General features: G+C 51.6%; 18 protein-coding genes. All 18 read right to left on the minus strand.

What is annotated here, in order from left to right:
• Positions 1-70: 70 nt before the first annotated feature.
• The gene (locus Q3Y64_RS19370) at positions 71-409 is read right to left on the minus strand and encodes a hypothetical protein (RefSeq protein WP_303564574.1); all 339 of its coding nucleotides are present in this window, start codon (positions 407-409) and stop codon (positions 71-73) included.
• Between the two features lie 133 nt (positions 410-542).
• Positions 543-971, minus strand: coding sequence for a hypothetical protein (locus Q3Y64_RS19375; RefSeq protein WP_303564576.1), 429 nt, complete (start codon positions 969-971; stop codon positions 543-545).
• 106 nt (positions 972-1,077) lie between these two features.
• Positions 1,078-1,473, minus strand: coding sequence for a hypothetical protein (locus Q3Y64_RS19380; RefSeq protein ID WP_303564579.1), 396 nt, complete (start codon positions 1,471-1,473; stop codon positions 1,078-1,080).
• Between the two features lie 101 nt (positions 1,474-1,574).
• Positions 1,575-2,078, minus strand: coding sequence for a hypothetical protein (locus Q3Y64_RS19385; protein WP_303564582.1), 504 nt, complete (start codon positions 2,076-2,078; stop codon positions 1,575-1,577).
• Between the two features lie 97 nt (positions 2,079-2,175).
• A complete protein-coding gene (locus Q3Y64_RS19390; RefSeq protein ID WP_303564584.1) occupies positions 2,176-2,499 on the minus strand; it encodes a hypothetical protein in 324 nt (107 codons plus the stop codon).
• A gap of 488 nt (positions 2,500-2,987) precedes the next feature.
• On the minus strand, positions 2,988-3,233 hold the full coding sequence (locus Q3Y64_RS19395; protein ID WP_303564586.1) for a hypothetical protein: 246 nt from the start codon (positions 3,231-3,233) through the stop codon (positions 2,988-2,990).
• A 162-nt stretch (positions 3,234-3,395) separates the two neighbouring features.
• The gene (locus Q3Y64_RS19400) at positions 3,396-3,755 is read right to left on the minus strand and encodes a DUF1493 family protein (protein ID WP_303564588.1); all 360 of its coding nucleotides are present in this window, start codon (positions 3,753-3,755) and stop codon (positions 3,396-3,398) included.
• Between the two features lie 100 nt (positions 3,756-3,855).
• Positions 3,856-4,242 (minus strand): hypothetical protein, encoded by a 387-nt coding sequence (locus Q3Y64_RS19405; RefSeq protein WP_303564590.1) that lies wholly within the window; start codon positions 4,240-4,242, stop codon positions 3,856-3,858.
• Positions 4,243-4,395: 153 nt separating this feature from the next.
• A complete protein-coding gene (locus Q3Y64_RS19410) occupies positions 4,396-4,761 on the minus strand; it encodes a hypothetical protein (protein WP_303564593.1) in 366 nt (121 codons plus the stop codon).
• Positions 4,762-4,872: 111 nt separating this feature from the next.
• Entirely contained in the window at positions 4,873-5,310 is a 438-nt protein-coding gene (locus tag Q3Y64_RS19415; RefSeq protein ID WP_303564595.1) for a hypothetical protein, read from the minus strand.
• A 505-nt stretch (positions 5,311-5,815) separates the two neighbouring features.
• The gene (locus Q3Y64_RS19420) at positions 5,816-6,253 is read right to left on the minus strand and encodes a hypothetical protein (protein ID WP_303564597.1); all 438 of its coding nucleotides are present in this window, start codon (positions 6,251-6,253) and stop codon (positions 5,816-5,818) included.
• Between the two features lie 154 nt (positions 6,254-6,407).
• Positions 6,408-6,725 carry a hypothetical protein gene (locus Q3Y64_RS19425; protein WP_303564599.1) on the minus strand — a complete coding sequence of 106 codons (318 nt, stop codon included), beginning with the start codon at positions 6,723-6,725 and terminating at the stop codon, positions 6,408-6,410.
• A 114-nt stretch (positions 6,726-6,839) separates the two neighbouring features.
• Positions 6,840-7,340, minus strand: a complete 501-nt coding sequence (locus tag Q3Y64_RS19430) for a hypothetical protein (RefSeq protein ID WP_303564601.1) — start codon at positions 7,338-7,340, stop codon at positions 6,840-6,842.
• 99 nt (positions 7,341-7,439) lie between these two features.
• Complete coding sequence (locus Q3Y64_RS19435) at positions 7,440-8,393, minus strand: DUF3578 domain-containing protein (RefSeq protein WP_303564604.1); 954 nt, start codon at positions 8,391-8,393, stop codon at positions 7,440-7,442.
• 186 nt (positions 8,394-8,579) lie between these two features.
• Positions 8,580-8,879 carry a hypothetical protein gene (locus tag Q3Y64_RS19440; RefSeq protein ID WP_303564606.1) on the minus strand — a complete coding sequence of 100 codons (300 nt, stop codon included), beginning with the start codon at positions 8,877-8,879 and terminating at the stop codon, positions 8,580-8,582.
• A 109-nt stretch (positions 8,880-8,988) separates the two neighbouring features.
• The gene (locus Q3Y64_RS19445) at positions 8,989-9,486 is read right to left on the minus strand and encodes a hypothetical protein (RefSeq protein ID WP_303564609.1); all 498 of its coding nucleotides are present in this window, start codon (positions 9,484-9,486) and stop codon (positions 8,989-8,991) included.
• A 114-nt stretch (positions 9,487-9,600) separates the two neighbouring features.
• On the minus strand, positions 9,601-10,224 hold the full coding sequence (locus Q3Y64_RS19450; RefSeq protein ID WP_303564611.1) for a HEAT repeat domain-containing protein: 624 nt from the start codon (positions 10,222-10,224) through the stop codon (positions 9,601-9,603).
• A gap of 544 nt (positions 10,225-10,768) precedes the next feature.
• Positions 10,769-11,203, minus strand: a 435-nt coding sequence (locus tag Q3Y64_RS19455) for an AAA family ATPase (protein ID WP_303564613.1), incomplete at its 5' end; no start/stop codon positions are given.

Genomic DNA, 11,203 nt, shown 5'->3' on the forward strand with positions numbered 1-11,203 from the left:
CGCCGTAGCGGCGAAGCCGCGAAGGGAACCCACAAGCGCAGCTTGTGGGCGGTCCCTCTCGACGGAATGGTTAGGTGCTGGTGCGTACATGACGTACCCATTTGAAAAGCTTTGGCAGAAGAATAAACCACTGCGCATAGCCTGCGATCACTGATGCAATCCACAGTGGGATTAGATCAACGAAGGGGTGATATGCGACACCAAAACGAGAAGTAATTTCAGCCGAGATAAACCCAAAAATAGCTGACACAACGAGGCCACATGGGAATGCCAAAAAAACCATAAACCAAACAAACGCAACGGGCATGTCGTGGATGTGCTGCTGGAAGTAACCAAACCCCAAAACCAACAAACAAGCAGCAAGCCAAATAAAAGCTAGAACACGACCAGCAGCGGAGGTTGGATACAAGGTTGCACCTAACGTTTGACGTGAGGGGCGGCCGGAGCCGAAGGCGAAGGGAACCGCAAGCGCAGCTTGCGGACGTCCCTCTCGACGGAATTGTTAGACATCGCTGGTGATTGGAGCATGTCTGTCGCTTCCACTAAAAGATGGATTTTGGGCATGAGTCGGAAATTAGAAACATGCCGAAGACGATTGCGGCTACACACACCCAAGCAATGTATCGTTGCTTTTTCTTCGCCGCGAGTACGAAACCTGTTGTGCCGCCTGCGGCAAGCAAAAGCGTAAGCACCCCTTGGGAAGGATAGCCCGCAAAGAAGTAAGAACCAGCAACATAAGGGCTAAACAACACAAACGCGGCAGCCGGAATAATTTCTGGAAAGAACAAGAGGAAAAGCCGAAGCTGCCCCTCAAATTTTTCATTACTTTCTTGGTCTTGTGCGGAGGGACTGATTTGCTGAGCAGATGCAACGGCAGGGAATCCGCACGCGGCGCAAAGGGATTTACCAGCGTCGTTTGTAGCCTCGCATTTGTGACAAACCCAGCGATATGTTGGTGCGGAGGGTTGCATGTCTAACGTTTGACGTGAGGGGCCGCCGTAGCGGCAAAGCCGCGAAGGGAACCCACAAGCGCAGCTTGTGGGCGGTCCCTCTCGACGGAGTTGTTAGGCCGATTTTTCATTCCGTTTTCAATGCCTTCTCTCCGGTGGGTTGAGGGTTTGCGAACGAATATGCAACAAACCAATACGACAGCGCGACGACGAACCCGTGTGCTGCGAAGAGAAGCAAACCACCGAGCACCGAGCCAATGCTAAAGCCGGAGTAGCCCGTAAAGATGCCTAGAACGAAACCGCAAATTACGCCTGAGCAAGACCCCATCAGTAGATGTTTGGACAGCGCCGACCAGTTGTTACGCCTCAATATCGCGAGCGCCGGCAAGCCAATAATTGCGGAGAAAACATAGGCGAACACAATCGCGAATATGAAGGCGCCGATATTGCCCATGAGCGCGCCTTGCAACATGCCAGAGGCTAGCGGTGCTACGAGCAATGCGGTGATTTCGCGAGAGCGCATTTGATGAGGCCTAACGTTTGACGTGAGGGGCCGCCGTAGCGGCAAAGCCGCGAAGGGAACCCACAAGCGCAGCTTGTGGGCGGTCCCTCTCGACGGAATGGTTAGCGCAATGAGCGTGACTCACATCGAACCCCTGAGAATCCTTCGTCCCATCCCCAATTATCTGCTGTGCAGAGCTCGGCTGTTGGTGGTGCTTTTTCGCTATTTTTGATAGTTATTCGAATCAATGTTGGATCAGTACAAACCCAATTGAATGGCTCCACATCGGGAATAATTTTTGACTTCCCTGCCTGTAAAGAGCGGATGTCAACATACCCACCCCCCATGCACATGCCTTTTGGAGAGGGGCCAAATACTCTGATTTGAGCTTGAATGTATAAGCCATGAAGATTGCAAGCAATCCTGTGCGTTCCTTCACTTAAACGCTGAAAACCAGGCTCGACTTCGATAGCACCTTCGCCTGGCGAACTAAGCTCAATAACGGGAGCGATGACAAAAGTATTCGTTTTACGATTGCACTGAATTGCCGCACCGTTTTCTCCCCAGTCCGCAAAAGCGGAGGTAGACATACAAATCAGGGCCAGCAATGCCAGTAAGCGAGTCATTGGTTTGCGCTAACGTGGAAGTGAGGGGCAGCCGGAGCTGCGCAGCAGCGTAGGGAACCACAAGCGCAGCTTGTGGCTGTCCCGCTCGACTGCAGGGTTAGACGTCGGAGGCTGATGAATGAAGAGCATTTCTGACTTCTCCATCGCAATTCTTTGTACGGGCAATGTATGACCTGACGTCTTCAGCCATTGCTTTATCAGGATCGAGGTAGCTAAGAGCTACCAATTTTAAGAGTTGATCTTTGGATGGCTCATTCTTTAGCCACCAATGAAACATGCCATTTCGATCATGCTCTGAACCCGAAACGTGCTCAGGCTCGAAGCGCTTGACCTGAAGAGCAAAAAGCTCGTCCGGATACATGCCGTATTGCTCCCACTCTTGGGGGATTTGCATGATCCGCATGTAGTCAAGCTTATTCATGGGGGACGTCTAACGTAGAAGTGAGGGGCGCCGGAGCGAAGCGGAGGGAACCCAAAAGCGCAGCTTTTGGGCGTCCCGCTCGACTGCCGGGTTAGCCCGCGCTTTCAAACCCAGCGCGCCACCGCGCTGGACGACCGATAAACAAGGGCACGAAAAACATGCGTGCCATCGGGACAAAACTAAAAACTACAACGAACCCGAACGCCAAATTACAAGCCTACCGGGCAAACCGAAGATACAACGCTGCATGATCAAGCGACACGACAAATCTCAACGGCATGAACGCCGACAAAGAAAAGAGTGGCGCGGCGCCCACGATGAAACCCGACTTTCAAACCCGCCCGAGAAAATTAACGGGGCTTGGGCACGACGTTCAATTCACAACAACAATCGAAGGCTAACGTTTGACGTGAGGGGCCGCCGTAGCGGCGAAGCCGCGAAGGGAACCCACAAGCGCAGCTTGTGGGCGGTCCCTCTCGACGGATTGGTTAGGCAGCACGATCTACGCCCCCGCTGCGGTAGTGACGGAACAGAAGCGAGGAAACGGCAATAAGCAATGGCAAGAATGCCGTTATCCACGCGGTAAAAAACTCCAAGCTTGCAACACTCTCCTGCGACTCTGGCGGAAAAATTGCCTTCAATTTTTCAAGGATCATGGCAGGCACCGCGAACCACAAAGCATCAATTCGAACAACCGCCGCGCCCCATGCAATGGAAAGAGCCGCAGCGACCATCGAAGCAATCGCGACAATTCGAACCCTTCGTATGAAGCACTGCATCTGATGCCTAACGTGGAAGTGAGGGGCAGCCGGAGCGCGTAGCGCGGAGGGCACCAACAAGCGCAGCTTGTTGGCTGTCCCTCTCGACTGTAGGGTTAGACCGCGCGGGTCCATTAGTCACTGGTTTTCCCTTCTTTCCAAGATGACTCTGTGCAACTGACCAACTGATAGTGGTTTGACTTTTTCAAGCGAGAAGCCGAAGCGGTTGGCCATCATCAGGAATAGGCTGAACCCCTCGCTGTGAAATAGGTATTCATCTTTTTTAAGTCCAAATGCTTCCCGCAAGGTGCCGTCCTCGCCAGCGAACGAGATGCCAAAGTGCTTTTGTAGTTCTTCAAGCAATTCGCTCCCATCGTCGCCCGTGATTCCGAGATCACGTTCCAATAGCGTGTCGCTGGTTATTGACTTGGTTTCCTTAATTCCTTGGCTCTCACGGATACAAGCAATCACTTCTGCGACAGTAACTGTGCTCGTCATTGTGTTGCGGTCTAACGTGGAAGTGAGGGGCAGCCGGAGCGAAGCGGAGGGAACCACAAGCGCAGCTTGTGGCTGTCCCGCTCGACTGTAGTGTTATGCATCATTTCTCCGCCCTAGCTTTGAGTTGCCACAATTCTTGAATTTTCTGAGGGCGATCGTAGGTTGTTGCTCCGAGGGTACGTGTGCCAGAGCACATTCCGGCTTCTCCGGAATTATCAATAAACAGGACGAACTCTACCCCGGGGCGTAAGAAAGAAGAGCACATGCCTGCTTCAGGAACTTGGTCGATGACCTCAATGCGCTTCTGCTTTTTGCCTTTGAGCGTTTCTGTCACTTCGACAGCTACACGAACGTAACCACCCCCAAAAACCTTGGGATCTTCCACATAACGCGCTTCTCGCACTAAGCCAACAACAACAGTTTTGGCTTCCTTGAACTGCTGAACATCCGTGCGAGTTACACACGAACAAGCAAAAGCTTGCGACATGCTTGAGATCAACAGGAGGAGTAACGCAAGGGGCTTACGCATTAGATGCATAACGTTTGACGTGAGGGGCCGCCGCAGCGGCGAAGCCGCGAAGGGAACCCACAAGCGCAGCTTGTGGGCGGTCCCTCTCGACGGAATTGTTAGGTGCGCGGCTCATGAAAACAGACCCCATCGGTGGGAAATGGGAAGACACTCTTGGCACAGTGACCTGCCTTCATGGTTTCCACCATCAAGAATAACGAACTCAAGATCCGCATAGAGTGGACTGCCGTCGAAACGGGCTGGGTTTTCATCGCGGTTGATCATTAAGTGCCCACATGAATCACAGTAGCAAGTGGACATTTTTTCCATCGGAATAAATCTTCCCTCTTGGGAAAGTAGCTTAAGACCGTGCTTTGAAAGCAGGGCGCGAATCTCACTCTCCACCTGCTCTAGCTTGTTATCAAAAGCTGATGAATCAATTTCTTCGCTAGTGGTCTCGAAGCTACTGAAATATTTCCAAATGGCAATGTGCTTCATTTTGTGTGAGCACCTAACGTTTGACGTGAGGGGCCGCCGTAGCGGCGAAGCCGCGAAGGGAACCCACAAGCGCAGCTTGTGGGCGGTCCCTCTCGACGAAATTGTTGGGCGTCACTTCGCCTCCGCCAAAGAAATTATGGTGGGCACCAGCGCGGAGGGAAACACTGCGGCGACCTCACCTAAATTGCTTTGGATTTGTTTGCGTGAAAGAAATTTTGTGACCTCGAACCTCTTTTGTTCGATGGCTGCAACCCGCACGGCTCCTTCGGATAACAACTGACTGCCGTTGTTTATCTTCACCCATGCGTAGTACTTGGGATAAGCGACCCCTGATTGTGTGGGCTCTTTGCGAAGTAGCTGAGACTCCACTGTAAGAGCAGATGGAAAGCCCGCACCTTTGAAGTAGGCCAGCAAATCACGATCTAGAAACGCCGCGAAGTTGCTTTGTGACGGAACGTTGGCTTCGATGTGAGATTGCTGCAATGGGGTTTGTGATGTCGCCAGGCCCGGCAACAACATCACTGCTACAGCGAAGAGGACGGTTTTCATCTATGACGCCCAACGTGGAAGTGAGGGGCAGCCGGAGCGAAGCGGAGGGAACCACAAGCGCAGCTTGTGGCTGTCCCGCTCGACTGCAGGGTTAGACGACTTGGTGGAGCCACAATGGGTTTTAACCATTTCTAGTTCCTCGTGCGCGCCAGTGCGATTGCTCTATGCCTATTTGCTTGCGACAGATTCTTGTTCTTTGGAATGGCGCTGAGTGCCACAAGAATTTCTTCATCAATTGAATGGCCTTGTTCAATCCAGTCTAGCGCGAGCCCTACCCAATAGTCGCTCGGCGCCGTAAGGCCTGTCATCAATGACAGCCTAGACACCGACGGATCGGAAGAAGCCTCTATTAACGGGCTTTCCAGCAGGACGAGATGAGCTGCAGGATTCATAGGCGTCTAACGTTTGACGTGAGGGGCCGCCGTAGCGGCAAAGCCGCGAAGGGAACCCACAAGCGTGGCTTGTGGGCGGTCCCTCTCGACGGAATGGTTAGAGCGCTCTTTCATTATGAGCGGAATATTATTGTTAGATGGAGAAGCATAGCTGCCACAAAAAATACCCAGCCAGAAATTTTCGCTGCTTTTTTGAACGTGATGTAGCGCTCTTCATTGTTTCGATTGTCGTAGTGATCAATGACCGTGGCGAGTAACACAGCAGCCCCGCACACAAATGCGAGAAACATTAGCCAGGCGGGCTGACCGTGCAAGTGGATGCCAGTAGATCTTTTACCAGGGATCCAAAGATCATCTAGGTATAGCCCCCAAACGCCATAGAAAATCAGAAATAACGCCAGTGCCGAATTGGCCAGCCTCTCCTTAAGCGAGAATGAGTTTGGCTTGAAATATGTTCCCGGCTCAGCATAAGGATCAAATCCGGGTGGCAACCGCTTCTTCAAAGAGATGTTTTCGTCATCTCCAGGGCCGCCAGTGGAGCGTTCGTACATATAAGCTCTAACGTGGAAGTGAGGGGCAGCCGGAGCGCGAAGCGCGGAGGGCACCAACAAGCGCAGCTTGTTGGCTGTCCCTCTCGACTGCAGGGTTAGGCGCTTTTTGACATGGACGCAGCATGTATGTTGTTTGCGCGGAAATTTTTACCAATTACGTTTTGGGCTCACCAGTCCACCAGCTTACTTTTCCGGTGCTGGATTGTGTGTGGTTGTTTTTTCCGTCTTTTATGTCTGGCCGGAAAGGTTTGACGAATAGAAACGGAAAACCTACACAAAGACAAAATACAGACACCATCGCTGCTTCGATTGAAGCATTTCCACCTAAGGTAGAGATCTTCTCGGCAAGCTCAGGATGAAGCCAATATTTCACAGCAGAGATGGCGCCAACGACGGCAGCAAACACAGCCATAAGCCCGAAAACACGAGCGAGTATGGTTACTAATTTCCAGTGGGTGGCATCGCTGTACATGAGGCTCTCGGGGTAACGCCTAACGTGGAAGTAAGCGGACGCCGGAGCGCGCTAGCGCGGAGGGAACCTGCAAGCGCAGCTTGCAGGCGGTCCGCTTGACTGTAGGGTTAGGACTCATTGCCCGCCAGCCCTTTTGGAATTTCCTTTTAACACGGCAACGATGCGTTCAGCATCGCTACGGCTCGGCGTAGCAATGAAGAGTTTGGTGTCTGAGTAAGGCTGAGTGACCATAGGCATTGACAGAATTTTGTTGGCCACAACTATTGCAATTGGTTTCCTCACGTTCTCTCTACTCATTTTCTCGATCAGCGGTTTCGCTGACTGATCGTACTCAATCACGACTGTTGCCCCGCTTGGGGTTTGGTTGGCTTCGATCTGTACAGAACGGAAAGCTTCTCTTGAGAACTCTGGAGCCGAAATTAAACACACAGGCTCCGGTAGGCCATTGCTTACCTCTGGGTACCAATATCGAAGGTGAAGTTTCTCTCCCACACTGCCTTGGCTGCAAAGTCGGTGAACAGATAGCGCCGTTGACTCTTGTGCCCAAGCTGACGTGTAGGCCACTAGGACAAAATGAAGCGACACAATTGCGCGCAGCAGCATGGAGATGCTCATGATGAGTTCTAACGTTTGACGTGAGGGGCCGCCGTAGCGGCAAAGCCGCGAAGGGAACCCACAAGCGCAGCTTGTGGGCGGTCCCTCTCGACGGAATTGTTAGCCGATTTCTTCGACGACATATTTTGCCCTGAATTCTTCTACTTTATTCACGAACTCTGTTTTGTGGATCATGCGATGACAATTGGAGCAAAGCACTGTGAAATCGGTCTTCGGATCGAGTGATACTTTAAGCCCTTTGAGTAACGCGAGGGGGGTAAGGTGATGCGCTTCAATGAAGCCACTACCTAGCTCCCCATATTTCTTCTGGAAGTCGAAGCCGCAAGCTTTACACACGTAGCCATGAACTTTCTTGGCTTGTGCAGATAGTTTTTTATTTCGGTCAATTCGCTTGTGCTCGCGCAGAGCGCGCAAATCCTCCTCGCCCAAACCAGATTCATCCTCCTCTGCGTCGGCCTGCTCAAACAAACGAGACTCACGCGAGACTAGGGTAAGGTAAAAATCTAAAAATCTGACTAGGTCTGACGATAGTACTTCGTCACTCGGCATCGCATTTTTGTCGTAATAGATCGAGCAAATCGAACCACTCTCGTAAAACGATCCAAGGCTAGTATGTGAAGTGACAGCGAGATCAATTCTTCCACTTTCCAAGCCATCTGCCATTTTTCCGAGGCGTGCCAAGTAATCAACAGCTTTTACTTTAAGCGCATGCTTTGAGTCTGTGCCATATTGATCTCGAACAGATGTGACTCCCTGGTTGAGGGATAGGTACACACCTTGGCAATCTTCGCGAAATAGGTAGACCAGGTAGAAGCCATCTTGTGCGCTCTCAGTGACAAGCCGATCAAAAATTGCCACCCAAGGCACGAGCGCCCAGTTTCCTTTTCCAGCACTCCCTGAAACTAGATACCTATCGTTTTTTCCGACTATTGCTTCAACAGCAGCAGGTAACTCTTTTCGGACCAATTCGGCCATTGCATTGCCAGCGAATGCAGATTGCGAGGCTGATTTGTACTCTTCAAGAACTAGGTTCAATGCAGTGCTCAGACTCATATCGGCTAACGTAAAGGTGAGGGGCGCCGTGCCGGCATCGCCGGCGCGGCGTCCCAGCGGCGAAGCCGTGCCTCGACCGACTGGTTAGGCTGCATGTCGCTTGAAGAACACAAAATATCTCGAACCTTCACCTAGTTTGAGTGCGATGTTAGGCATAGCTATTTGGTTGTGGCGTTAGGGTGGGAATTAACGCACGTACTCAACGCCAACCGCCGCCCCTGGTTGGCGAGTGATTATGAGCGATAGCCAAGGCTCATTTCTTAGGTTTGCCTGTCGGTGAAGTTTCTGTACTAGACCGTAAATTAGCGCATCGTTGGAATTGTTGTTGGAGTGAGGAAGCTCATGACCATCTTTCCAAAGTGACAAGAAAGTTTCGATGTACCCGTCACCGACACAAATTTCAAAGCTCATCTGGTCGTAGTGCTCTTGTATTCCGCCATCAACGATGGAGTAAATTTCTTGCAGCAGTGCGAAGTCTTCCAGCATATGCGAGGTCCTGAATGCCTAACGTTTGACGTGAGGGGCCGCCGTAGCGGCGAAGCCGCGAAGGGAACCCACAAGCGCAGCTTGTGGGCGGTCCCTCTCGACGGAATGGTTAGTCATTGCGAACGCCATAAGCCACACGATTAGTAACAATCACGCAGCCTTTGCCATTTTGCATAAGAATCCTCGTGGTGTCGCCATCGGGGTTTTCAAGAAAAGTAAAGGCTTTGTTGGCTCCCAGAGATTTCCATTCGGAGAGTTTTGTACTGCGCTCTTCTTCGCAAGAGCGCTCGGTTGCGTAAACAGTGGTGAACTCAGCATCACAGTCATCCGCTGCGGACCTCGACATGCTCACAATTGCCGCTACAGGGGAGATGTCGCCAAGCACCGCAATTTGAGAAGTGGCCGCCCGCTTATTTGGCTCTTTCCCGTGCGCGATGGTTCGGCCGATGTGTTCTTCACCCCGAATCACCGCATTGGTGACTCGCTCGAATGCGGGTTTACAGAACGTGAAGCCTTGCTTCTCAGCCTGTTTGGTTGGCGTTGTCTGCGCCCAAAGATTAGCAACAGGCAAGAACAGCAGCGCAGAAACTATCGCTCGATAAAGCATACGTGCTCCAATTGGATGACTAACGTGGAAGTGAGGGGCAGCCGGAGCGCGTAGCGCGGAGGGAACCAACAAGCGCAGCTTGTTGGCTGTCCCTCTCGACTGCAGGGTTATGCGTCATAGTGGTTGCCACTTTTTGTACTTTTTCTCATGCGCCAACGATGCCGCCTGGGCAATGTCCTGACGCGTTGATGTGGCACATTTCTCAACGAACTGTTCCAACTTCTGCCCATTCCAGCCCGGTGCCGCAGCAAGAACCCAGAACCGGAGGTGATGATTTAGATCATAGTGCTCAACAAACTCAAGCAGCTTCGAGATTTCACTTTCGTCCGGGACAAGGCGAAGCATAGCAACTGCTCGTAACCCCCCATCAATTAGCATTTCGTTTCCCGTGCCGATCAAATCGAATACGGAGGAAATGTCATTTGGGTGTGCTCGAGAGAGCCTGACGATCGCATCTCCAAGGGCCATGTAGACCATAGTTGCTTCAAACGAACATCCAGATAACGCCACAAGGTATGGCAACGCATCTTTGTATTCACACTCGCCTAGCGCCATGACTATTTGGTATTGCGTTTCCCACGTGCGAGTGTCTTCAACTTCTTTCTTGAGCGCATCGAGCAATGCGGGCCCCGCCATGCCATTTTTCAGCTTGCGAAGCTTTTTCGCAGCAGATCGCCGTTTGGCTGATTTCGAATCTTCGAGCTGCGTAAATAGTTCATTCACTGCGGATAATTCCATGACGCATAACGTTTGACGTGAGGGGCCGCCGTAGCGGCGAAGCCGCGAAGGGAACCCACAGGCGCAGCTTGTGGGCGGTCCCTCTCGACGGAATGGTTAGCCACGCTCGGCATAAAAAGAAGTAGTTTTATTTAAATGGCGAATTTATAGCTGCCCCACGTTAGCGGAGAGGAGGCGGAGATGGAAGTGTATAAAACGCTCTCTGCACGATGTTTTGATTTTTACTCAGGCAGTTGGATAAATCTGTAGTTGCACTTAGCGCGTTATTAATAGACGTGGACGAGTAGTCAACTTTTTTGAATCGATCAAGCTCTGCGACGCAATGTTTTTCCATGATTCCTACGCTCGTGACGATGGCATACATGTCGATCGCTTTGTAGGATCCGTAGGCGATCGCACAAAAAACTACAGTTTTCAATAAGGATGGCATGCTTTTAATATAAGTGGCTAACGTGGAAGTGAGGGGCAGCCGGAGCTGCGAAGCAGCGTAGGGCACCACAAGCGCAGCTTGTGGCTGTCCCTCTCGACTGTAGTGTTGGGCGTCTTAGCGATCAAGGAGGACACGCAAAGTTCTTTCGGGGTTAGACAGAAAATCGTGTGTAACTTGATAGTGCTCTGTGTCCTTGTATTCGACTCTAACAACACCATCCGCAGTGCAGGCGTAAATCCATGAGTCTGGATATGCCATAAGAATTGGCGAGTGTGTGGCAATAACAAACTGCGACTTATCCAGGACTAGGTCATGAAGGCGGGACAAGATTGCTAGTTGTCGCTGCGGCGATAACGCTGCCTCTGGTTCATCAAGCACAAAGAAGCTTTGGCCGCCAAAGCGATTCATCATTAACGCTAGGAATGACTCGCCATGTGATTGCTCGTGAAGTGACTTTCCCCCGAAGTAACTTATAACGGGTGGCCCCATTACATACTCCGCGTTATCTAGGTTTTCGATCTCCGTGGCTACGTTAAAAAAGCTTTCGGC

The sequence above is a fragment of the Uliginosibacterium sp. 31-12 genome (assembly GCF_030548425.1).
GTDB classification, from domain to species: Bacteria; Pseudomonadota; Gammaproteobacteria; order Burkholderiales; family Rhodocyclaceae; genus Uliginosibacterium; species Uliginosibacterium aquaticum.

Bases quoted from the DNA above. Each gene is read 5' to 3' on its own strand.
- Q3Y64_RS19375 (WP_303564576.1), bottom strand. From the start codon at position 971: ATGCAACCCTCCGCACCAACATATCGCTGGGTTTGTCACAAATGCGAG.
- Q3Y64_RS19380 (WP_303564579.1), bottom strand. From the start codon at position 1,473: ATGCGCTCTCGCGAAATCACCGCATTGCTCGTAGCACCGCTAGCCTCT.
- Q3Y64_RS19385 (WP_303564582.1), bottom strand. From the start codon at position 2,078: ATGACTCGCTTACTGGCATTGCTGGCCCTGATTTGTATGTCTACCTCC.
- Q3Y64_RS19390 (WP_303564584.1), bottom strand. From the start codon at position 2,499: ATGAATAAGCTTGACTACATGCGGATCATGCAAATCCCCCAAGAGTGG.
- Q3Y64_RS19395 (WP_303564586.1), bottom strand. From the start codon at position 3,233: ATGGTCGCTGCGGCTCTTTCCATTGCATGGGGCGCGGCGGTTGTTCGA.
- Q3Y64_RS19400 (WP_303564588.1), bottom strand. From the start codon at position 3,755: ATGACGAGCACAGTTACTGTCGCAGAAGTGATTGCTTGTATCCGTGAG.
- Q3Y64_RS19405 (WP_303564590.1), bottom strand. From the start codon at position 4,242: ATGTCGCAAGCTTTTGCTTGTTCGTGTGTAACTCGCACGGATGTTCAG.
- Q3Y64_RS19410 (WP_303564593.1), bottom strand. From the start codon at position 4,761: ATGAAGCACATTGCCATTTGGAAATATTTCAGTAGCTTCGAGACCACT.
- Q3Y64_RS19415 (WP_303564595.1), bottom strand. From the start codon at position 5,310: ATGAAAACCGTCCTCTTCGCTGTAGCAGTGATGTTGTTGCCGGGCCTG.
- Q3Y64_RS19420 (WP_303564597.1), bottom strand. From the start codon at position 6,253: ATGTACGAACGCTCCACTGGCGGCCCTGGAGATGACGAAAACATCTCT.
- Q3Y64_RS19425 (WP_303564599.1), bottom strand. From the start codon at position 6,725: ATGTACAGCGATGCCACCCACTGGAAATTAGTAACCATACTCGCTCGT.
- Q3Y64_RS19430 (WP_303564601.1), bottom strand. From the start codon at position 7,340: ATGAGCATCTCCATGCTGCTGCGCGCAATTGTGTCGCTTCATTTTGTC.
- Q3Y64_RS19435 (WP_303564604.1), bottom strand. From the start codon at position 8,393: ATGAGTCTGAGCACTGCATTGAACCTAGTTCTTGAAGAGTACAAATCA.
- Q3Y64_RS19440 (WP_303564606.1), bottom strand. From the start codon at position 8,879: ATGCTGGAAGACTTCGCACTGCTGCAAGAAATTTACTCCATCGTTGAT.
- Q3Y64_RS19445 (WP_303564609.1), bottom strand. From the start codon at position 9,486: ATGCTTTATCGAGCGATAGTTTCTGCGCTGCTGTTCTTGCCTGTTGCT.
- Q3Y64_RS19450 (WP_303564611.1), bottom strand. From the start codon at position 10,224: ATGGAATTATCCGCAGTGAATGAACTATTTACGCAGCTCGAAGATTCG.